This window comes from Mycobacterium intermedium (assembly GCF_002086275.1).
In the GTDB taxonomy this organism is placed as follows: Bacteria; Actinomycetota; Actinomycetes; order Mycobacteriales; family Mycobacteriaceae; genus Mycobacterium; species Mycobacterium intermedium.
Genome location: NZ_MVHT01000071.1, coordinates 1 through 21,856, shown reverse-complemented (window position 1 = coordinate 21,856; position 21,856 = coordinate 1). Strand labels below are relative to the sequence as shown.

The 21,856-nt window shown below is 65.9% G+C and carries 19 protein-coding genes; 14 read left to right on the top strand and 5 right to left on the bottom strand.

Annotated features, from left to right (window positions below; genetic code table 11):
• Window positions 1-27: 27 nt before the first annotated feature.
• Entirely contained in the window at window positions 28-657 is a 630-nt protein-coding gene (locus BST27_RS21780; RefSeq protein WP_069421780.1) for a sensor domain-containing protein, read from the bottom strand.
• A 105-nt stretch (window positions 658-762) separates the two neighbouring features.
• On the opposite strand from BST27_RS21780, the gene BST27_RS21775 reads away from it, so the two are divergent.
• Both BST27_RS21775 and ligA read left to right on the top strand, forming a co-directional pair.
• Window positions 763-1,791, top strand: a complete 1,029-nt coding sequence (locus BST27_RS21775) for a uroporphyrinogen decarboxylase/cobalamine-independent methonine synthase family protein (protein ID WP_069421779.1) — start codon at window positions 763-765, stop codon at window positions 1,789-1,791.
• Window positions 1,792-1,834: 43 nt separating this feature from the next.
• Window positions 1,835-3,928 carry an NAD-dependent DNA ligase LigA gene (gene ligA / locus BST27_RS21770; RefSeq protein ID WP_069421778.1) on the top strand — a complete coding sequence of 698 codons (2,094 nt, stop codon included), beginning with the start codon at window positions 1,835-1,837 and terminating at the stop codon, window positions 3,926-3,928.
• Between the two features lie 51 nt (window positions 3,929-3,979).
• Here ligA and BST27_RS21765 read toward each other — a convergent pair whose 3' ends face one another.
• Both BST27_RS21765 and BST27_RS21760 read right to left on the bottom strand, forming a co-directional pair.
• Window positions 3,980-5,830 carry a bifunctional diguanylate cyclase/phosphodiesterase gene (locus BST27_RS21765; RefSeq protein WP_069421777.1) on the bottom strand — a complete coding sequence of 617 codons (1,851 nt, stop codon included), beginning with the start codon at window positions 5,828-5,830 and terminating at the stop codon, window positions 3,980-3,982.
• 129 nt (window positions 5,831-5,959) lie between these two features.
• Entirely contained in the window at window positions 5,960-6,616 is a 657-nt protein-coding gene (locus BST27_RS21760; RefSeq protein ID WP_139805294.1) for an ACT domain-containing protein, read from the bottom strand.
• Between the two features lie 128 nt (window positions 6,617-6,744).
• Between BST27_RS21760 and gatC the strand changes: the two genes are divergently transcribed.
• The 6 genes from gatC to BST27_RS21730 all read left to right on the top strand — a co-directional run bounded on the left by gatC (window position 6,745) and on the right by BST27_RS21730 (window position 13,104).
• Window positions 6,745-7,044: an Asp-tRNA(Asn)/Glu-tRNA(Gln) amidotransferase subunit GatC gene (gene gatC / locus BST27_RS21755; protein ID WP_069421797.1), complete on the top strand. Its 300-nt coding sequence runs from the start codon at window positions 6,745-6,747 to the stop codon at window positions 7,042-7,044.
• A complete protein-coding gene (gatA, locus tag BST27_RS21750; protein WP_069421775.1) occupies window positions 7,041-8,525 on the top strand; it encodes an Asp-tRNA(Asn)/Glu-tRNA(Gln) amidotransferase subunit GatA in 1,485 nt (494 codons plus the stop codon). Before gatC ends, gatA begins: the two co-directional genes overlap by 4 nt.
• 118 nt (window positions 8,526-8,643) lie before the next feature.
• Window positions 8,644-9,675, top strand: a complete 1,032-nt coding sequence (locus tag BST27_RS21745) for an ATP-dependent 6-phosphofructokinase (RefSeq protein WP_069421796.1) — start codon at window positions 8,644-8,646, stop codon at window positions 9,673-9,675.
• Between the two features lie 247 nt (window positions 9,676-9,922).
• Entirely contained in the window at window positions 9,923-10,870 is a 948-nt protein-coding gene (locus BST27_RS21740) for a MinD/ParA family ATP-binding protein (protein WP_069421795.1), read from the top strand.
• Window positions 10,871-10,940: 70 nt separating this feature from the next.
• Window positions 10,941-12,449 carry an Asp-tRNA(Asn)/Glu-tRNA(Gln) amidotransferase subunit GatB gene (gene gatB, locus BST27_RS21735; RefSeq protein ID WP_069421774.1) on the top strand — a complete coding sequence of 503 codons (1,509 nt, stop codon included), beginning with the start codon at window positions 10,941-10,943 and terminating at the stop codon, window positions 12,447-12,449.
• 46 nt (window positions 12,450-12,495) lie between these two features.
• Window positions 12,496-13,104, top strand: a complete 609-nt coding sequence (locus BST27_RS21730) for a flavin reductase family protein (protein WP_232007419.1) — start codon at window positions 12,496-12,498, stop codon at window positions 13,102-13,104.
• Here BST27_RS21730 and BST27_RS21725 read toward each other — a convergent pair.
• A complete protein-coding gene (locus BST27_RS21725) occupies window positions 13,101-14,222 on the bottom strand; it encodes a PQQ-dependent sugar dehydrogenase (protein ID WP_139805293.1) in 1,122 nt (373 codons plus the stop codon). The two genes, BST27_RS21730 and BST27_RS21725, sit on opposite strands and share 4 nt — an antisense overlap.
• Window positions 14,223-14,475: 253 nt before the next feature.
• On the opposite strand from BST27_RS21725, the gene BST27_RS21720 reads away from it, so the two are divergent.
• From BST27_RS21720 to BST27_RS21710, 3 genes are all read left to right on the top strand, one after another.
• Entirely contained in the window at window positions 14,476-15,324 is an 849-nt protein-coding gene (locus BST27_RS21720; protein ID WP_069421771.1) for a DoxX family protein, read from the top strand.
• A 377-nt stretch (window positions 15,325-15,701) separates the two neighbouring features.
• Window positions 15,702-16,043 carry a DUF4333 domain-containing protein gene (locus BST27_RS21715; RefSeq protein WP_069421770.1) on the top strand — a complete coding sequence of 114 codons (342 nt, stop codon included), beginning with the start codon at window positions 15,702-15,704 and terminating at the stop codon, window positions 16,041-16,043.
• On the top strand, window positions 16,040-17,506 hold the full coding sequence (locus tag BST27_RS21710) for a neutral zinc metallopeptidase (RefSeq protein ID WP_069421769.1): 1,467 nt from the start codon (window positions 16,040-16,042) through the stop codon (window positions 17,504-17,506). The genes BST27_RS21715 and BST27_RS21710 overlap by 4 nt, the downstream gene beginning before the upstream one ends.
• On the opposite strand, the gene BST27_RS21705 is transcribed toward BST27_RS21710, so the two are convergent.
• On the bottom strand, window positions 17,507-17,884 hold the full coding sequence (locus BST27_RS21705; protein ID WP_197518192.1) for a PH domain-containing protein: 378 nt from the start codon (window positions 17,882-17,884) through the stop codon (window positions 17,507-17,509).
• 252 nt (window positions 17,885-18,136) lie between these two features.
• Between BST27_RS21705 and BST27_RS21700 the strand changes: the two genes are divergently transcribed.
• From BST27_RS21700 to ilvC, 3 genes are read left to right on the top strand one after another with little or no spacing between them, the layout of a single operon-like run.
• A complete protein-coding gene (locus BST27_RS21700; RefSeq protein ID WP_069421768.1) occupies window positions 18,137-19,993 on the top strand; it encodes an acetolactate synthase large subunit in 1,857 nt (618 codons plus the stop codon).
• Window positions 19,994-20,001: 8 nt separating this feature from the next.
• Window positions 20,002-20,514, top strand: a complete 513-nt coding sequence (ilvN, locus tag BST27_RS21695) for an acetolactate synthase small subunit (RefSeq protein WP_069421767.1) — start codon at window positions 20,002-20,004, stop codon at window positions 20,512-20,514.
• Window positions 20,515-20,545: 31 nt separating this feature from the next.
• Window positions 20,546-21,547: a ketol-acid reductoisomerase gene (gene ilvC / locus BST27_RS21690; RefSeq protein ID WP_139805295.1), complete on the top strand. Its 1,002-nt coding sequence runs from the start codon at window positions 20,546-20,548 to the stop codon at window positions 21,545-21,547.
• Window positions 21,548-21,856 lie beyond the last annotated feature (309 nt).

Below are 21,856 nucleotides of genomic sequence, written 5' to 3'. Positions count from 1 at the left end.
AGGCTGAGGCTTTTTGTCGGGGCGCGGTTACCGGCCCGGCACGTTGGCCATGATGTTCGTCATCACGATGTCGGACACCGACTCCGGGAAACCGCAGAAGGTTACCTCGAGCAGCATGGCCGACAGCACTCGGTAGTCGCGGCCGCAATCGCCCGGGCGGAGATGCAACGAGTCGGCGTCCGCCTTCCATTTGCCGACGAACAGTCGACCGCTCGACGTCGTCGCGCAGCCCTCGACCGTGGCTACCAAGGCGTCGAAGGCGCGCCGGGCGGTGTCCGGGTCCCGATAAGCCGCACCGCCCTCGGAGATCAGGCCGCCGATGGGCGGTGCTTGGTACGTGGTCTTGTGGAATCCCTCGACGTCCGGTCCGAAGGTCACCGTCTCGGCGTAGATGAACCGACACTCCTTCGGCACGATCTCCGCCAGGGCTTCGATGTCCACCGGGGATTCACCATCCATCGAGGGGATGATCGTCAGGTCATCACCCGCGCCTGTTATCGCCCGCATCCGTGAGTCGTCCAAGAGTAGTGCGCCCACGTTGATCCCGGCCGAAGGACCGCCGTAGACGGGTGACGCCGTGCCGTCCACCACGCGTGTGCACGCCGCTAACAGCAACACCGCGCCACACCACAGCAGCGGCCTTGTCCTTCTTGCCATCAACCACCCTCTCGCGCTCGAAACTACCCGCGCAGCCCAGCGGTAAACACCCCTCCGACACCCCAGGGCGCGCGAACGCGGTGTGATGTCCAATACGGTTGCCGGGTGAACGCTTCCGCTTCTCCGTTCGCCCGGGCAACCGGCATAGGTTCGTGGCCCGGCACCGCCGCGCGCCCCGCGGCCGAGGTCGTCGTCGGTGAGTTGGCGGGTTCCCTGGCGCATCTCGTCGAGCTGCCCGCCAGGGGAGTGGGCGCCGACCTGCTGGGACGCGCCGGTGCCCTCCTTGTTGACCTGGCCATCGACACGGTGCCGCGCGGATACCGCCTCGTTGCGCGGCCGGGAGCGGTGACCCGGCGGGCCGTCAGCCTGCTCGACGAGGACATGGACGCGCTGGAGGAGGCGTGGGAGACGGCCGGCCTGCGCGGTGGCGGGCGGGTGGTAAAGGTGCAGGCGCCCGGGCCGATCACCTTGGCTGCGGGCCTGGAGCTGGCCAATGGCCATCGCGCGATCACCGATCTGGGCGCGGTGCGTGACCTGGCGGCTTCGCTGGCCGAGGGTGTCGCGACGCATCGTGCGGCGCTGGCCCGCCGGCTCGACACCCCCGTGGTGGTCCAGTACGACGAGCCCACGCTGCCGGCCGCGTTGGGCGGGCGGCTGACCGGGGTGACCGCGCTGAGCCCGATCGCGCCGCTCGACGAATCGGTCGCGGAGGCGCTGTTCGAGACCTGCGTCGGCGCCGCGGGCGCGCCGGTGATGCTGCACAGTTGCGCGGCCGAGTTGCCATGGGACCTGTTGCAGCGCACCGGAATTAGTGCCGTTTCGGTGGATGCCGGCACGTTGCGCGCCGAAGACCTGGATCAGGTCGCCGCGTTCGTCGACTCGGGCCGCACCGTCGTGCTCGGGGTGATTGCCGCCACCCGTGGCCCGCAACCGCCGCCGACGGCCGAGGAAGTGGCCGTCTCGGTGGTCGCGGTGACCGACCGGCTGGGATTTGGCCGCGCGGTGCTGCGCGACCGCGTCGGGGTCACCCCGGCATGCGGCCTGGCCGGTGCAACCGCACAGTGGGCGCGCACCGCCATCGGTCTCGCCCACAAGGCTGCGGAGCTGATAGCGCAGGATCCCGACGCCATCTGACGGGCTTGAAAGGTGTGTCGGTGCGCTTCGATAACCTGCGAAGGTGAGCTCATCCGAGGTGTTGCCCCCGGACGTGTTGCGCGAATGGCAGGAGCTGGCCGAGGAAGTTCGTGAGCACCAGTTCCGCTACTACGTCCGCGACGCGCCAATCATCACCGATGCGGAGTTCGACAAACTGCTACGCCGGCTGGAGGCGCTGGAGCAGCAGCATCCCGAGCTGCGCACCCCCGACTCGCCCACTCAGCTGGTCGGGGGCGCCGGCTTCGCGACCGATTTCGAACCGGCCGAGCACCTGGAACGGATGCTCAGCCTGGACAATGCGTTCAGTACGGAAGAACTCAACGCCTGGGCCACCCGGATCCACAACGAGGTCGGCGATGCCGTCCACTTTCTGTGCGAGCTCAAGATCGACGGCGTGGCCCTGTCGCTGGTCTATCGCAACGGACGACTGACCCGGGCGGCGACCAGGGGCGACGGCCGTACCGGGGAGGACGTCACGCTCAATGCCCGCACCATTCAGGACGTGCCGGAGCGGCTCAGCGCCAGTGACGACTACCCGGTGCCCGATGTGCTCGAGGTACGTGGTGAGGTCTTCTTCCTTCTCGAGGATTTTCAGGCGCTCAACGCGAGCCTGGTCGAGGCGGGCAAGGCGCCATTCGCCAATCCGCGCAACAGCGCCGCCGGATCGTTGCGGCAGAAGGATCCGGCGGTCACGGCGCGCCGCAAGCTGCGGATGATCTGCCATGGGCTGGGCCACACCGAAGGCTTCCGTCCGGTAACCCAGCACGATGCATATCTCGCTCTCCAGGCCTGGGGGCTGCCTGTCTCCGAGCACACCAGGCTGGTGGACGACATTGCCGGCGTGCAGGAGCACATCGACTATTGGGGCGAGCATCGCCACGAGGTGGCGCACGAAATCGACGGCGTCGTCGTCAAAATCGACGAAGTCGCGATACAGCGTCGGCTCGGGTCCACGTCGCGGGCACCGCGCTGGGCTATCGCCTACAAGTACCCGCCCGAGGAAGCTCAAACGAAGCTGCTCGACATCAAGGTCAACGTCGGACGTACCGGCCGGGTCACCCCGTTCGCCTTCATGACGCCGGTGAAGGTCGCCGGGTCGACGGTCGCCCAGGCCACGCTGCACAACGCCGCGGAGGTCAAGCGCAAGGGTGTGCTGATCGGTGACACCGTGGTGATCCGCAAGGCCGGTGACGTGATTCCAGAGGTGCTGGGGCCCGTGGTCGACCTGCGTGACGGATCCGAACGCGAATTCGTCATGCCCACAACCTGTCCCGAGTGCGGCACCACGTTGGCGTACGAAAAAGAGGGCGACGCCGACATTCGGTGCCCCAATGCGCGCGCCTGCCCAGCGCAGTTGCGGGAGCGGGTATTTCACGTCGCCAGCCGCAACGCGCTCGACATCGAGGCGCTGGGTTACGAGGCGGGTATTGCGCTGCTGCAAGCCGGGGTGATCAGCAGTGAGGGCGACCTGTTCGACCTCAACGAGGAAAAACTGCTGCGCACCGAGTTGTTCCGCACCAAGGCCGGCCAACTGTCGGCCAACGGCAAACGCCTGCTGGCAAACCTGGAGAAAGCCAAGGAGGTGCCGCTCTGGCGGGTGTTGGTGGCGCTGTCGATCCGGCACGTCGGCCCGACGGCCGCCCGGGCGCTGGCCACCGAATTCGGCAGTATCGACGCCATTATGGAGGCGTCGACCGAGCAGCTCGCCGCGGTCGAGGGCGTGGGGCCGACCATTGCCGCCGCGGTCACCGATTGGTTCACCGTCGACTGGCACCGCGAGATCGTGGAGAAGTGGCGGGCGGCCGGGGTGCGGATGGCCGACGAGCGCGACGACAGCGTGCCGCGCACCCTGGCCGGGTTGACCATCGTCGTCACCGGTTCGTTGACGGGATTCTCCCGCGACGAGGCCAAAGAGGCGATCGTGGCCCGCGGCGGCAAGGCCGCCGGTTCGGTGTCGAAGAAGACGTCCTACGTCGTTGCCGGCGATTCCCCAGGATCGAAGTACGACAAGGCCGTTGAGCTCGGTGTGCCCATTCTCGACGAGGACGGGTTTCGGCAGCTGTTGGCCGAGGGACCGCCCGTTGCGGATGCCCCCGAGGACGACGAAGCAGACTGAGGCCCATCTCGGGTGGCGAGGCAACACGCGGTGCGGTCGTCGTCGGCGTTGTCAGATCGCGACGGTGACGGCGACGCTGCCTTTCGCCAGCAGCTGTTGCGTCGCCGCCGCGGGCAGGGGACGGCAGAACAGGAATCCCTGTGCTCGGCTACACCCTTCGTTGAGCAGTGCCCTGGCCGCACCCTCGGTTTCGACCCCTTCGGCGACGAGCGTGAGATCAAGCGCCCGGCCAAGTCCGATGACCGCCCGCACGATCGCCAAATCGTCTGCGCTGGTGTCGAGTTCGTGCACGAACCCACGGTCGATCTTCAAGGTGCTCACCGGTAACGTCCGCACCATCTCCATGCCGCTGAACCCGGTGCCGAAATCGTCGATGGCGATGTCGATACCGATCTCGGTGAGTCCGCACAAAGTGGTCCGGGTGCTTATCAGGTCGTTGATGAGCGTGCTTTCGGTGATTTCCACGCCCAATGCCGTGCCGTCCAAGCCGAACCTCTCCAGCGTGCCGGCAATGGTGTCCACCAAGTCAGCTGCGACAAGCTGTACCGGGGAGACGTTGATGCGCAGCATGGTGTCGAGTCCCACGCCGTTCGCTCGCCATTGCGACATGTCGGCGCACGCGGCGTTGAGCACCCACTCGCCGAGTTCTCCGGTGAGGTTCAAGGATTCGGCGACGGGAATGAACAACTCCGGTAGGAGCAATCCTCGGGTTGGGTGTTGCCAGCGCACCAACGCCTCGACGCCGAGCACCTTGCCGGTCGGCATGTCGACTTCGGGGAGGTATTCGATTGTGAGAGCGCCGGTTTCGATGGCGTGCCGCAGATGCAGTTCCATGTCGGCGCGAAACTCGCGCCGGGCAAGCATCTCTGTGGAGAAGACGCCTATCCGGTTGACCCGGGCGGCTTTGGCCGACACCAGCGCCTCGTCGGCACGACGCAGCAAATCCGATGACGACTCCTTGCCGGGGCTACCGGTGGCGACGCCGATACTTATGTTGCGGTTGAGAACTTCGCCGGCGATCGTCACATGCTCGGTTAGTTGCGCAGTGAGGTTCTCGGCCAACCGTTTTGTCTCGGCCAGGTCCATCGGCTCCGACGGCACCGCGACGAATTCGTCGCCGCCGATGCGGGCGATCAGCCCCAGCCCGTCCATCGCCGTTCGGAGTTCCGCGGCGAAACCTTGAATGAACTGGTCCCCGGCGGCATGGCCGAGGTAATCGTTGATGGCCTTGAGCCGACCGAGACTGAGGAGCAGGACGGGCACCGGGCCCGGTCGATGCGCGGCGAGGCGGTCGTCGAGATGTTCCAACAGCGTTCGGCGGTTCGGCAGGCCGGTCAGGTCGTCATGCGCGGCGTGATAGGTCAGCTGGTCTTCGATGTTCATCCGCGCCTGCACTTGCGCGAACATGGTGGCAACGACCGTCAGCGCGTTGATCTCGTCTTCCTGCCATTCCCGGTCGCCGTGCTTCACGAAGCCAAGTACCCCGGTGGTGACATCGCCGGACAGCAGGGGAACCGTGGCCAGCGAGATCGTCGAAACGCCAGCGCCTTCGGAGATCCTCTGCTGATAGTCCTCATCCATCGCCTGCGGGCGCACAATGACCGGTTCCTTGGCGTGTTCGGCCAGGGCGAAGATCGGATCGGCGTCGGCGAAATAGATCGTATGCAGCGGATCGGGGTCAGGAATATACGGCCGAAGCGGCCATTCGGCCACCAGTACGGTGGCTCGGATCTTGTGGTCGTTGTGCCGCAGAAAGCTGACGTCGACGTCGAAGTAACTCACTAGCACGGCGAGTACTTCCGTGCTGACCTCCGCCGCGTTGCTGCTGGTGGCACCCATCAGTTTGGTTGCCACGGTGGTGACAATGCCATGCAAATTACTTGGCGGGGTGGGGGTTTGCATTAGTGCTGATTTCTTCTCGCGCGGCGGTCAAGCAGCGTCGCAACAGCAATGTCTTGCGCCGCCCGATCGGCATTCTCAAATTCATAGCGCCCGGTGCAGCGCATTTTGACGCCTAGGCGCTCCGACCGATTAGCGCAGCATCGTGGCCACGATACCGGCCAGATACCCTAGCCGGGCAACCTCCGAAGGCCGGAATTCCGGGCCTGGACGGCCCAGCACCACCGCCGTGTGCGGGTCACCTAGGGGCGCGGCGACCATGGTGGTGTCCATGTCCCGCCAGGCCTTGGGGACCCAGTCGGCGCCGCCGTCCAGCGGCGCGGCCTGCTCGATGGGCAACCACGGCGCGGAATCGGCCCGGGTCTCCGGAGCGCCCGGGCTGCCCGCGAGCCGGTGCAGCTGCCCCTCCGAACTGCGCATCACCGTGCACCAGCTCACCCGCAGGACCCGCGGTGCCTGGTCGACCAGCACTTGCAGCTTGGCCTCGTTGCCGTCGGCCGTGGCGACCCGATCGAGCAGCTCCAACTCCCGATGCGCTTCCAGTAGCCCGGTATGCGGACGCACGCTGTCTACTCGCACGCCGTTCAGCGACTCGGCAGCGGTGATCAGGGTGTCCGGCATGGAGCCCGGCGGCAGCTCGATCACCAGGTCGTCGATCGCGTACCCATTGCTGCGCTCCACAACATCCAGCGAGAGGATGTCGGCCCCCACCGAACCCAGCGCAACCGCGAGCGACCCCAGGCTGCCGGGGCGGTCGACGAGCACGATGCGCAACAGATACGAAGGCACGGCCAACACTGTGACACAGTGGCGTGTCGGCGGCATTTCGGAGGTCTGCTGAGGCGCGGGGTCGGCAGGTGACCGCGGTACCCGGCCTGGTCATCACACTCCGCGCCGCCCGACTAGGCTTTTCGCTCGTGTCCCAGATCTCCCGCGACGAGGTGGCCCACCTGGCCCGACTTGCCCGGCTGGCGTTGAGCGAGACCGAACTGGATAACTTCGCCGGTCAACTCGATGCCATCTTGACCCACGTGAGCCAGATCCAGGCCGTCGACGTCACCGGCGTCGAAGCCACCGACAACCCGCTCAAAGACGTCAACGTGATGCGCCCCGACGAGATCGCACCCTGCCTGACCCAGCAGCAGGCGCTCGACCAAGCCCCCGAAGCCGTCGACGGCCGCTTCGCCGTGCCCCAGATCCTGGGGGAGAGTCAGTGACCGACATCATCCGACTGGACGCCGCCACGCTGGCCGCCAAGATCGCCGCCAAGGAGCTGTCGTCCACCGAAGTCACCCAGGCCTGCCTGGACCAGATCGCCGCTACCGACGACCAGTACCACGCTTTCTTGCACGTCGCCGCCGACGAGGCGCTGAGCGCTGCGCAGGCGATCGACAGCAAGCTGGCCGCCGGCGAGCAGCTGCCCTCGGCGCTGGCCGGGGTGCCATTGGCGCTCAAGGACGTCTTCACCACCGTGGACATGCCCACCACCTGCGCATCCAAGATCCTCGAGGGCTGGCGATCGCCCTATGACGCCACCTTGACCGCAAAGTTGCGAGCAGCCGGGATCCCGATCCTGGGCAAGACCAACATGGACGAGTTCGCCATGGGTTCGTCCACCGAGAACTCCGCCTTCGGGCCGACCCGCAACCCGTGGAACGTCGAGCGGGTACCCGGGGGATCTGGCGGTGGCAGCGCGGCGGCGCTCGCCGCTTTCCAGGCACCCCTGGCCATCGGGTCCGACACCGGAGGGTCGATCCGCCAGCCGGCAGCGCTGACCGCGACCGTCGGCGTCAAGCCCACGTACGGCACCGTGTCCCGCTACGGGCTGGTGGCGTGCGCGTCGTCGCTGGACCAGGGCGGCCCGTGCGCGCGCACCGTGCTGGACACCGCGCTGCTGCACCAGGTGATCGCCGGCCACGACCCGCACGACTCGACTTCCATCGATGCCGAGATCCCCGATGTCGTCGCCGCCGCCAAGGCTGGTGCGGCCGCCGATCTGCGCGGTGTACGGGTCGGTGTGGTGCGCCAGCTGCACAGCGGCGAGGGCTACCAGCCCGGAGTGTTGTCGTCCTTCGAGGCCGCCGTCGAACAGCTCAAGGAACTGGGTGCGGAGGTCAGCGAGGTCGACTGCCCGCACTTCGACTACGCGCTTCCGGCCTACTACCTGATCCTGCCGTCGGAGGTGTCCAGCAACCTGGCGCGTTTCGACGCGATGCGCTACGGACTGCGGGTCGGTGACGACGGCACGCACAGCGCCGAAGAGGTGATGGCCCTCACCCGGGCCGCCGGTTTCGGTCCAGAAGTCAAGCGGCGCATCATGATTGGCACCTACGCCCTGTCCGCCGGCTACTACGACGCCTACTACAACCAGGCGCAGAAGGTGCGCACGCTGATCGCCCGCGATCTCGACGAGGCCTATCAATCCGTCGACGTGCTGGTGTCTCCCGCGACGCCGACGACCGCCTTCCCCTTGGGCGAGAAGGTCGATGACCCGCTGGCGATGTACCTGTTCGACCTGTGCACGCTGCCGTTGAACCTGGCCGGCCACTGCGGCATGTCGGTGCCGTCCGGACTGTCGCCGGACGACGGGCTGCCGGTCGGGCTGCAGATCATGGCGCCGGCGTTGGCAGACGACCGGCTGTACCGGGTGGGGGCGGCCTACGAGGCCGCCCGCGGGCCGTTGCCGACCGCCATTTAGGTTTGCTCGCCGCGGCCGCGAGCAGCCGCAAAATTCCTGATCGGGCCGAACTGGGGGATTTTGCGTCTGCTCGGCAGTCTGGCGCGCCGCCTGGGGCGTGGGAAGGCAAGATGAAGACATGCGGATCGGAATTCTCACTGGAGGCGGCGACTGTCCCGGTCTCAACGCCGTCATCCGAGCGGTAGTACGCACTTGCGACGCCCGGTACGGCTCATCGGTCGTTGGATTCCAGGACGGTTGGCGGGGACTGCTGGAAAACCGGCGCATGCAGCTGAAAAACGACGACCGCAACGACCGCCTGCTGGCCAAGGGCGGGACGATGCTGGGCACCGCGCGGGTGCACCCGGACAAGTTGCGGGCCGGATTGAACCAGATCATGCAAACGTTGGACGACAACGGCATCGACGTGCTCATACCGATCGGCGGGGAGGGCACACTGACCGCGGCGCACTGGCTGTCCGAAGAGAATGTGCCCGTCGTCGGCGTACCCAAGACGATCGACAATGACATCGATTGCACCGACGTGACTTTCGGCCATGACACCGCTGTCACGGTGGCGACCGATGCCATTGACCGCTTGCACAGCACTGCCGAGTCCCACCAGCGGGTGATGTTGGTGGAGGTGATGGGACGCCATGCTGGGTGGATCGCGCTGAACTCCGGATTGGCCACCGGCGCACACATGACGCTGATCCCGGAGCAGCCCTTTGATGTCGAGGAAGTCTGCCGGCTTGTCAAGCGCCGCTTCCAGCGTGGGGATTCGCACTTCATCTGCGTCGTGGCCGAGGGCGCCAAGCCCACTCCCGGTTCGATCTCCTTGCGCGAAGGCGGACTTGACGAGTTCGGCCACGAGCGGTTCACCGGCGTCGCTGCACAATTGGCCGCCGAGGTCGAGAAGCGGATCAACAAGGATGTCAGGGTCACCGTGCTGGGACACGTCCAGCGCGGCGGGACTCCCACGGCTTACGACCGGGTGCTGGCGACCAGGTTCGGGGTCAACGCCGCGGACGCCGCGCACGCGGGGGAGTACGGGCAGATGGTGTCGCTGCGCGGTCAGGACATCGGCCGGGTGCCGCTGGCGGACGCGGTTCGCCAGCTCAAGCTGGTACCGCAGAGCCGTTACGACGACGCGGCCGCATTCTTCGGCTGACGCGGCAAAGTTGGCGAGCGTCCGGGTGTAGCTGTTAAACCGGCCGCAGCCTCGACTTAAACCTCCAGCAGGTTTCTCGTTGTTCGGAACCGGCTATATGGGATACATGCGCGAGCGCCGTGACCGCCGACCTTATCGCGGAGGCTTTGAACAGGTTGCTCCGGTTGCCCCACCGGCGCGCCCGGGGATGACCTACGGCCCCTGGCCGTCGCCTACGGCCCCGACCCCGGCCGGGATTCGGTTGCGGATGCCCCCGCGTGAGCGCGGCCCGGGCGGCACCTCGCTTGACGTGCTGGAAAATCGCACAGAGTTGCCGACGGGTCCGACCTGGCGCGACCGCCTGTATCGCCTCGCCCACTTGGACGCGATCCTGGGCGACCGGGCCGGGTACGAGCGCGGCTTGTACGACGAGGTCCGGACCGGGTTGGGCAGCGCGTTCTCAATCGCCGTTCTCAACCTCAAGGGTGGGGTGGGCAAGACCTCCGTCGTCGAGGCGCTGGGTTCCACTTTCGCCGAGGTGCGCGATGACCGGGTGATCGCCGTCGACGCCGACGCCGACGCCGGCGACCTGGCGGAGCGGCACGGGCGCAAGTGTGCGCTGAGCATGGCCGATCTGGTATCGGCAAATGGCGTGACGCGCTACGAGGATGTGCGGGCGCACACGTTCATGAACGGCTCGGGTCTCGAGGTGCTCAGGCTGCCCGACTACGCGCACAGCAACTGGCGCATGGAGCGCCAGGACTTCGTCAAGACGTTCTCAATCCTGCGTAACCACTATTCGGTCGTGCTGGTGGACTGTCCCAAGGCGCTGCGATCCAGCGTCATGGAGGCCGTGCTGCCGGAATCGCGGGCCTTGGTCGTCGTCACCAGTACGTCGATCGATGCCATTCACAAGACCCGAACAACGTTGGAGTGGCTGCACAACAACGGATACCAGCGGCTGGTCCGCTCGACGGTCCTCGCGGTCAACCACGTCGAACCGACCAAGCTCGACCTGGTCGCCGGCAAGGAACTCGAGCAATTGGCGGCTCATGTCGCCGCCGCGGTGATGGTGCCGTTCGATCGGCACGTGCGTAAGGGCCGCGACATCGCGCTGGAGCGGTTGAGTAAGGACAGCAGGCACAGCTACCTCGAAATTGCGGCAGCCCTGGCGCGCATGTTCCCCAGCCGGCACGAGGACATGACCTGCACGTAGCGCAGCGCCCGGGTCAGGGCGCGCTTCGCCCGGGTCACGGGGCGCAACGGCCCCCACTAGGATTTGGGCCATGACTGCTGCCACGGCCGACTTGCTGGATTACGACGAGGTCATAGCCCGCTTCGATCCGGTGCTGGGCCTTGAGGTGCACGTTGAGCTCTCCACTGCGACCAAGATGTTCTGCGGCTGCGCCACGACGTTTGGCGCCGAACCCAACACGCAGGTGTGCCCGGTGTGTCTTGGCCTGCCGGGATCGCTGCCGGTGCTCAACCGGGTCGCCGTGGAGTCGGCCATCCGGATCGGGCTCGCGCTCAACTGCGAAATCGTGCCGTGGTGCCGCTTTGCCCGGAAGAACTACTTCTACCCGGACATGCCCAAGAATTACCAAATCTCGCAGTACGACGAGCCGATCGCCATCAACGGATACCTTGAAGCGCCGTTGGAGGACGGCACTACGTGGCGTGTGGAGATCGAACGGGCGCACATGGAGGAGGACACCGGCAAGCTCACCCACATCGGCAGCGAGACCGGCCGCATCCACGGAGCCACGACCTCGTTGATCGATTACAACCGCGCGGGCGTGCCGTTGATCGAGATCGTCACCAAACCCATCGAGGGCGCCGGCGCACGGGCCCCGCAGATAGCGCGGGCGTATGTGACGGCACTGCGGGATTTGTTGCGCGCGTTGGACGTATCCGATGTCCGCATGGACCAGGGTTCGATGCGGTGCGACTCCAACGTGTCGCTGAAGCCCAAGGGAGCGGCCGAATTCGGAACTCGTACCGAGACCAAGAACGTCAACTCGTTGAAGAGCGTCGAAGTCGCCGTGCGCTACGAAATGCAGCGCCAGGCAGCCGTTTTGACGGCCGGTGGTCAAATCGTCCAGGAAACCAGGCACTTTCACGAGGCCGGCTACACCAGCCCGGGCCGTGCCAAGGAAACGGCGCAGGACTACCGGTACTTCCCGGAGCCGGATCTGGAGCCCGTCGCGCCCAGTCGCGAGCTGGTGGAACAGCTGCGTCAGACCATTCCTGAGCTGCCGTGGTTGAGCCGCAAGCGGATTCAGCAGGAGTGGGGCATCTCCGACGAGGTGATGCGCGACCTGGTCAACGCCGGCGCCGTCGAATTGGTCACGGCGACAGTCGAACACGGTGCACCCAGCGAGCAGGCCCGGGCCTGGTGGGGCAATTTCCTGGTGCAGAAGGCCAATGAGGCGGGTCTGCAGCTCGACGAACTACCCATTACGCCGGCGCAGGTCGCCAAGGTGGTGGCGCTCGTCAACGACGGCAAACTCTCCAACAAGCTGGCCCGGCAGGTTGTCGAAGGCGTGCTGGCCGGTGAAGGCGAGCCCGAGGAGGTGATGACCGCGCGCGGTTTGGCGCTGGTGCGCGACGATGCGCTGACCCAGGCGGCGGTCGACGAGGCCCTGGCCGCCAATCCCGATGTGGCGGAGAAGATTCGCGGCGGCAAGGTGGCCGCGGCGGGCGCGATCGTTGGCGCTGTGATGAAGGCCACTCGCGGACAGGCCGACGCGGCGCGGGTGCGTGAACTGGTCTTGGCGGCCTGCGGGCAGGCCTGAATATCACCTGAAATCTAGGTAGATCGCCAGAGACCGGGCAGAAAGACTGTCGCATCGCTTCGCGCGGCCTCATGATGGTGACGTGATCGGTGAATCGTTCGATGACTTTCTGACGATGCTGGACGGGCCGGTGTACGTGGTGACCACGGCCGCCGACGGCCAGCCCTCCGGCTGCCTGGTCACTTCGGCCGCCCAGACCAGCGTGCAGCCCCCGAGTTTCATGGTCGGGTTCCACTACGCCAATCCCACCGCCGAAGTGGCCGGCCGATCGGAGTACGTCGCCGTCCACGTACTACCCCGCCACGCGCGGGTACTGGCCGAGTTGTTCGCCAAGTTGTCCGACGAAGACAAATTCCAGCGGTGCTCCTGGCGTGCCGGTCCCTTCGGCATGCCGATTCTCGACGACGCGGTCGGGTGGTTCGTCGGCAAGACGGCCAGTCGCAGCCCGGTGGGGGACCACATCGCCTACCTGGTTGAGCCGGTGAGCGTGCATGCCCCCGAGCTGCCCGAAGAACTGCTGTACCTGTCCGACATCGACGACTTCGTCGTCGACGACGACGGTGGCCATTTAGACCCGCAGAAGCTCTACAAGGCGCAGCCGCGGGAAACGACGAACCGCTACGGCATGCGGTTCACCCTGGACGTGCCGTTTTAGGTCTTGTCGTCGTTGTTGCGCGGGAAGCCGCCGCCCTGCGGGAACAACGGGAACACCACGTCGTCAAGTTTCTCAGCATCGCCGGCGGTCTTGTTCACCGTCGCGCCCCAGACGTTGCCGTCCGGCGACATCCGCAACGCCCACGCGTGGGCATGAGTGTCTTTGCGGACGACGTCCGGTTCCCCCGTCACCGCACCCGTCTTGGATGCGAGCCGAACGGCCACCGTCAGCTTGGTGTTGATCAGGTTCACCAGCACGGTGCCGTCCATGGCCGCACACCCGGCCACCCCGGGCTTGTCCGGCCAGGTCCACACCGTCGAGACCTCGGACTTCTTGGTGATCCTCTGCAATCGGTCCGCGGTGGGTGTGCGGTCGACGACATACAGTGAGCCGTCGACGGGGTCGATGCACATGCCGCCGCCGGAGCCGACGCCGGACAGCGCGGTCGTGGGCGGAGCCTGGCCGACCGTGGTGGGCTGTTCGATGCGCAGCACCTTGCCGGCCAACGACTTCGGGTCCGCTGCCATCGCCGGGTTGCCCGCATCTCCGGTCATCACGACCAGCGTGGTCGGACTGGTGAAGATCAGCGCGCCGGTGTTTCCGGTCGCCCCCTTGGGGATTCCGGTCAGGATGTCCTTGGGGACGTCGCCGTCGGCGATCCGGATGACCCGGTTGTCGGTCGGGGTGCTGATGTAGGCGTACATCAGCCGGTCCTGGGAGTAGGTGGGTGACAACACGATGTCCATCAGGCCGCCGTCACCGGATGGGTCGACGGGGATGACCAGCTTCACCTTCGGTTCGGCGCTGACCGAGATTTCCTTGACCGCGCCGGTGGTGCGCTCGGCGACCAGCGCGGTCTTGCTGTCGGCACCCATGATCAGGCCGCTGGTGCTCTCCAGGCAGCCCTGCATGACTCCCGGTGCCGGACATGCTTTGGGGAAGGGAGTCGGCGGCAGCGGCGGCGGTGGCGGCGGCGACGACGTGGACGGCGGCCGGCGTTCGGGTTCGGTGGTGAAGGGTTGCGACTGGGCGTCGTTGAACCGCGCGCAGCCGCTCAAGACGAGCGCTGCCGTGCACAGCACGGCGAACCCGCCACGAACCGACTGCGTCACCCGCATGACCGACAGGCTACGGGAATTCGCGGACTGGGCTGGCATGCGCCGCCCGGTACAGCGCCGATGGGCGAGTGCCGACACCGCGCCGGACAGCAATGAACAGGTGGCTCGGACAGGCTGAATATGGCGTGAATGGCGCGTCAGTTCGGGCCGAATTCCGGGTTTGGCACCTTTTTGCAGCCCAACTGCGGATTTAACCGGCCAAAGCGCCGCTCAAATCCCAGATTCCGGCGAAATTGCCCTTACCCTGACACCCGTGACCAGTTCGAATGACTCACCGTGGCAGCGCCCGGACGGTTTGCCTGCGTCTCCCGCACCCGCAGCGGGACGCCCCGCCACGGCAAGCCTGGTTGACCCAGAAGACGATCTGACGCCTGCCGGGTACGCGGGCGAATTTGGCACCGCTGGGACCACCACCATCATCCCGCCGTACGACCCGGCGAGCTCGGGTATCAGCTCGTCCTACAACCTGGTCGACGCGCAGGAGCCGCTGCCGTACGTCCAGCCGCAGGCGGGCCGGCCGGTGACACCGGCACCTGTCCCGATCGACCTGGACGATGACGAGCGGCGCGGGGGAGACCGGCGCGGCACGCAGGACTTCGGCCTACTGATACTGCGTCTGGGACTTGGCGCAGTACTCATCGCCCACGGGCTGCAGAAGCTGTTCGGCTGGTGGGGTGGCTCCGGGGTGCACACCTTCCAGAACGCGCTGACCGACGTGGGCTACCAGCACGCCGACATCCTGGCCTATGTGAGCGCGGGCGGCGAGACGGTCGCGGGGTTGCTGCTGGTCCTCGGGTTGTTCACGCCGATCGCCGCCGCCGGAGCACTGGCCTTCCTGCTCAACGGGCTGCTCGCGACGGTCTCCGCGCAGCCACGTTCGCACACGTTCGCGTATTTCCTCCCCGACGGCCACGAGTACCAGATCAGCCTGATCGTGCTGGCCGCGGCCATCATCTTGGCCGGTCCGGGCCGTTATGGTCTCGACGCCGGTCGCGGCTGGGCCCGTCGGCCGTTCATCGGGTCCTTCGTCGCGTTGCTCGCCGGCATCGCCGCGGGAATCGGCGTCTGGGTGTTCCTCAACGGGGTCAATCCGCTCGCCTGATCGACGTTTGCCAGCGGTGCGACTTTCTGCTCTTTGCGCGGCTGACCTGATGACTTAGCCTGAGAGTCTTCTGTACGCGTTGTCGTCGGTATAAGTCGACCTTGGGGGAGATTGTGAGCACGCCCCGCGATTACAACCAGCGTCCTTGGCCGCAGCAGCCGGACTCAAGGAGGCAACCCGGCTGGGACCCCCGGGCCGTGACTCGGTACGGTCCGGCGCCGCAATGGAGTCCGCCGCGCCAGCCGCCCCAGCCTCCCCAGCATTGGGGCCCGCCGCCGCGACAACAATACGTGCCGCCCAGCTCGCCCCCCAGTCCTCCAGCTCCCAGCCCAGCTACGCCCAGCGCGCCGAAGAAGAGCGGTTCGAACAAGAAGCCAATGCTCATTGCCGTCTCGCTCATCGCGGCCGTGGTCGTCGCGGCGGTCGTCGCCGGCGTGATGATATTTGGCGGTAACAGCAACAAAGACGTCAAGAAGATCTCCGTCGCCGACGTGCAAACCGAAGTGCCAAAAGTGTTGGTGGACAGAACAAATGGTTACGTAGCCGGCGACATCAAAGACGTGAGGTGCAACGACGGCAAGGACCCGACGGTGAAGAAGGGCGACACCTTTACCTGTACCGCCAGCGTCCGCGGTAAGCAGCATCAGTTGACGGTGACATTCCAAGACGACAACGGAACGTACGTCGTTGGGCTACCTCAGCTGGACGGCGGCAAATGAAGCCGCTTTGCGTCAGGGCGATCGCCATCGTTGGGTGCGGACTACTCGCGCTGACCGGCTGCAGCACTACTCCGGGTAAGACGACCATGATCAGCGGGCGGGCGGTGTCGGCCCTCTACGATCCGGCCCAGGTAGGCGGGTTGCCCTTGAGTGAGGGAGTCAGCGGTCCGCGCCCGAATGCTCCGAATCCAACCGGAACCGTTCAAAACGGCGACGGCGGCGAAATCGACCGGTTGGCACTTCTGGCGCTCAACGACATCGAAGACTTCTGGAAGCGATACTGGCCGGACGCCGCCAAGAAACCCTTCAAGGCCGTCAGTGACGTCGTTTCCTACGACTCGCAGGATCCGAACAGTCCAACGGTGTGCGGTTACCCGACCGCCGGGGCAATCAACGCCGCATACTCCCCGCGATGCAACAGCGTCGAATGGGACCGAGGGCAGCTGTTCCCCGCGGCGAAGAAGTTCTTCGGCGATATGGCGGTAGTCGGAATTCTTGCGCACGAGTTCGGGCACGCGTTGCAGAACAATGGGGGACTGGTCAATTCGCGCACGACGCCTACGATCGTCAAGGAGCAGCAGGCGGATTGCTTTGCGGGCGTATATCTTCGGTGGGTCTCGGAGGGGCACTCGTCACGCTTCAACCTCACTACCGGTGACGCGCTGAGTCACGTGATTGCCGGCATGTTGAAGATTTCCGACGCAATCGAAACCGAGGAGGAATACGAGGAGTCGCAACAGTCCGAGCACGGCTCCGGGTTCGACCGGGTCAGCGCGTTCCAGATGGGTTACGACAGTGGCTCTGCGACATGCGCGAAGATCGACTCCGCCGAAATCAAGAACCGTCGTGGTGACCTGCCGGTGGCGCTGCCGCAGGATGCAGGCGAGGGTGAGGTGGACGTCGACGAAGACAACATCGGGACCTTGATTGAAATTCTCAACAAGGTCTTTTCGCCGAAATCGCCGCCCAACGTGTCTTACACCGCCACGACGTGCTCGGACGCCAAACCCACCAAGGGCGCCTCTTACTGCCCGTCGACCAATACCGTGATCGCCGACCTGCCCACATTGCAGGAGATCGGCAAGCCCGGTGGCCGCGGTGGGATGACGGATCCACAGATGCTGCAGGGCGACAACACCGCTTTGTCCATCGTCGCGTCGCGGTATGTCCTGGCGATTCAAAAAGAACGCGGGTTGCCGCTGGACACGGGGGTGGCCGCGGTGCGCACCGCATGCCTGACCGGGGCCGCTCAGCGCGGCATGGCTCAGCCCGTCAGCGTTCCGTCCGGCAAGCAACTGGTGCTGACGGCAGGAGACCTGGACAAGGCGCTCGTCGGAATCCTGGTGAACGGCGTGGCCGCCAGCGACGTCAACGGCGAGAACACCCCGGCCGGCTTCACCCGGGCCAACGCTTTCCGTGCCGGCGTGCTGGACAACGTCGACGAATGCTTCAACGGGATCTGATCAGCGGTAAGGATTGGGCACCCGTCCCGCGCTGGCCTGGGTCAACTGCGGCAGCGTCGAGAAGGTCACCGCGGGCAGTCGCAGGTCAGTACCGTCCTTGAGCTGGGCGCGCGCCCAATTGCCACGGTGGAACCGCAGGCCGTCGATCTCCTCCCAGCGCAGCGACCGGCTACCGAAGAGCGTTCGCACCGTCACTCCCTGGTCGTCGGCGACGGTGCGCAGGCGCACGATCATCGCCGACAGCACCAGCGGGATGATCAGTAGGGGAGCGGTCAATGGCCAGGTAAGCACCGGAATCAGCAGGCCGAGGGTCAGAAATCCGACGGCGAAGTGCGCCATCGGCGACACTTTGATCACAACCGGCGATTGAGTAGCCACCCGAGCATCATTTCACCGTGCCGATCACGGTCCTCGCTCAAGCACCGGATTTGACTCCTGAGCTGTACGAAGGCTACCGTCGGACGCTATGGAAACCGGGATGCTCGTAGTAATTAGTCGGCGCGTTGGTGCCTGACTAGCTCTCGAGCACCAACGCGACCCTCGTACAGCCAGCTGAGCTGACGAGGGTTTTTTCTTGCCCCAAGCATCAATTCCAGACCGAAAAAGACCGAAAAAGGACGAAGAGGACCAGTGAGCGCTCCAACCAAGCCACCGGCACCGACAGCGACGCCGGCCCGGCCGAAACCGGCCAACGGCGCCAAGCCTCCGGCGGCACATTCGAAACGTGTTGCACCGCAACAACTTACCGGCGCTCAGGCAGTAATCCGGTCGTTGGAAGAACTCGACGTCGACGTGATCTTCGGGATTCCCGGTGGAGCGGTCCTGCCGGTGTACGACCCGCTGTTCGACTCCCAGAAGCTGCGCCACGTGCTGGTCCGCCACGAGCAGGGGGCCGGTCACGCCGCCAGTGGCTATGCGCATGCCACCGGCCGGGTGGGGGTGTGCATGGCCACCTCAGGTCCCGGTGCCACCAACCTCGTGACGCCGTTGGCCGACGCGCAGATGGACTCGATCCCGGTGGTCGCCATCACCGGGCAGGTCGGGCGGACCCTGATCGGGACCGACGCCTTCCAGGAGGCTGACATCTCCGGCATCACCATGCCGATCACCAAGCACAACTTTCTCGTCCGCACCGGCGACGAGATTCCCCGCGTGATAGCCGAGGCGTTCCACATCGCGGCTTCCGGGCGCCCGGGCGCTGTGCTCGTCGACATCCCCAAGGACGTGCTGCAGGGACAGTGCACCTTCAGCTGGCCGCCGCGGATGGACCTGCCCGGTTACAAGCCGAACACCAAGCCACACAATCGGCAAATCCGGGAGGCGGCAAAGCTGATCGCGGCCTCGCGCAAGCCCGTGCTGTACGTCGGTGGCGGCGTCATCCGCGGTGAGGCGACCGCTGAGCTGCGGGAGTTGGCCGAGCTGACCGGCATCCCGGTGGTCACCACGCTGATGGCCCGGGGAGCTTTCCCGGACAGCCATCGGCAGAACCTGGGCATGCCCGGCATGCACGGCACGGTGGCCGCGGTGGCGGCGCTGCAGCGCAGCGACCTCTTGATCGCGCTGGGCACGCGCTTCGACGACCGGGTGACCGGCAAGTTGGATTCGTTCGCCCCTGAGGCCAAGGTCATCCACGCCGACATCGACCCGGCGGAGATCGGCAAGAACCGCCACGCTGACGTGCCGATCGTGGGCGACGTCAAGAACGTCATCGTCGACCTGATCGAGATGCTGCGCCACTACGACGTTCCCGGCAACCTCGAGATGACCGAGTGGTGGTCGTATCTGGACGGCGTGCAGGAAACGTACCCGCTTAGCTACGGACCGCAGAGCGATGGCAGCCTGAGCCCGGAGTACGTGATCGAGAAGCTGGGCGAAATTGCCGGGCCGGACGCCATTTATGTGGCCGGCGTTGGGCAGCACCAGATGTGGGCGGCACAGTTCATCAAGTACGAGAAGCCGCGCACCTGGTTGAACTCCGGCGGGCTGGGCACCATGGGATTCGCAATCCCGGCGGCCATGGGTGCCAAGATCGCGCTCCCAGACACCGAGGTTTGGGCGGTCGACGGCGACGGCTGCTTCCAGATGACCAACCAGGAGCTGGCCACCTGTGCGATCGAGGGCATCCCGATCAAGGTCGCGCTGATCAACAACGGCAACCTGGGCATGGTGCGCCAGTGGCAGACCCTGTTTTACGAAGAGCGCTACTCGCAGACCGACCTGGCCACGCACTCACACCGCATCCCCGACTTCGTCAAACTGTCCGAGGCGCTGGGTTGCGTCGGATTGCGTTGCGAGCGTGAGGAAGACGTCGTCGACGTGATCAACCAGGCACGCGCGATCAACGACCGGCCGGTGGTGATCGACTTCATCGTCGGCGCCGACGCTCAGGTGTGGCCGATGGTGGCCGCCGGCACCAGCAACGACGAAATCCAAGCCGCCCGCGGCATTCGTCCGTTGTTCGACGACAACGGCGAAGGGCACGCCTGATGGCGCATATGAGCGGATCGCCGAAGACGCACACGCTGTCGGTGCTGGTTGAAGACAAACCCGGTGTGCTGGCCCGCGTCGCGGCGCTGTTCTCGCGGCGTGGGTTCAACATCGAGTCGTTGGCGGTGGGTGCCACCGAACAAAAAGACATGTCGCGCATGACGATTGTCGTCTCCGCCGAGGAGACCCCGCTCGAGCAGATCACCAAGCAGCTCAACAAGCTGATCAACGTGATCAAGATCGTCGAGCAGGACGAGGAGAACTCGGTGTCGCGGGAGTTGGCGTTGATCAAGGTCCGCGCCGACGCGGGCACCCGCAGCCAGGTCATTGAAGCGGTGAACCTGTTCCGCGCCAACGTGATTGACGTATCCCCAGAATCGTTGACCGTCGAGGCCACCGGCAACCGTGGCAAACTCGAAGCGCTGCTGCGAGTACTCGAGCCGTTCGGCATTCGTGAAATCGCCCAATCAGGAATGGTGTCGTTGTCGCGCGGTCCGCGCAACATCGCCGCCGCCAAGTAGCTAAAGGAGAAATTCAGCAGTGGCACTAGAGATGTTCTACGACGACGACGCAGACCTCTCGATCATTCAGGGCCGCAAGGTCGGCGTGATCGGTTACGGCAGCCAGGGGCACGCGCACTCGTTGAGCCTGCGCGACTCCGGTGTGCAGGTCCGCGTCGGACTGAAGGAGGGCTCCAAGTCCCGGCCGAAGGTGGAGGAGCAGGGTCTCGACGTCGACACGCCGGCCGAGGTGGCCAAGTGGGCCGACGTGATCATGCTGCTGGCGCCCGACACCGCGCAGGCCGAGATCTTCGCCAATGACATTGAGCCCAACCTCAAGGACGGCGACGCGTTGTTCTTCGGCCACGGCCTGAACATCCACTTCAATCTGATCAAGCCGCCCGCCAACGTCACCGTCGCGATGGTCGCGCCGAAGGGGCCAGGCCACCTGGTGCGGCGCCAGTTCGTCGACGGCAAGGGTGTGCCCGCGCTGATCGCCGTCGATCAGGACCCGACCGGCGAGGGTCAGGCGCTGGCGCTGTCCTACGCCAAGGCCATCGGCGGCACCCGGGCCGGTGTCATCAAGACCACCTTCAAGGACGAGACCGAGACCGACCTGTTCGGTGAGCAGGCCGTATTGTGCGGTGGCACAGAGGAATTGGTCAAGGCCGGATTCGACGTGATGGTCGAGGCGGGCTACCCGCCGGAGATGGCCTACTTCGAGGTGCTGCACGAGCTCAAGTTGATCGTGGACCTGATGTACGAGGGCGGCATCGCGCGGATGAACTACTCGGTGTCCGACACTGCGGAATTCGGCGGTTACCTGTCTGGTCCTCGGGTGATCGACGCCGACACCAAGGAGCGGATGCGTGGCATTCTGCGCGACATCCAGGACGGCACCTTCGTCAAGAAGCTCGTCGCCAATGTCGAGGGTGGCAACAAGCAACTCGAGCAGCTGCGCAAGGAGAACGCCGAGCACCCCATCGAGGTCACCGGCAAGAAGCTGCGGGACCTGATGAGCTGGGTGGACCGGCCGATCACCGAAACCGCCTGATTCTTACGGCGATTGTCCGTCGGCGCCGGGCGTCACTCTGGTGTGACGCCCGGCGGTGGCGGTCACTCCCTCACCCGTCGGCGGTCACTCTGGTGTGACGCTCGGCGGTGGGTGCGCCCTCACCCGAGGGCCGGTCACTCTGGTGTGACGCTCGGCGTCGGCGGTCACTCTGGTGTGACGCTCGGCGGTGGGTGCGCCCTCACCCGAGGGCCGGTCACTCTGGTGTGACGCTCGGCGGTGGGTGCGCCCTCACCCGACGGCCGGTCACTCTGGTGTGACGCTCGGCGTCGGCGGTCACTCTGGTGTGAC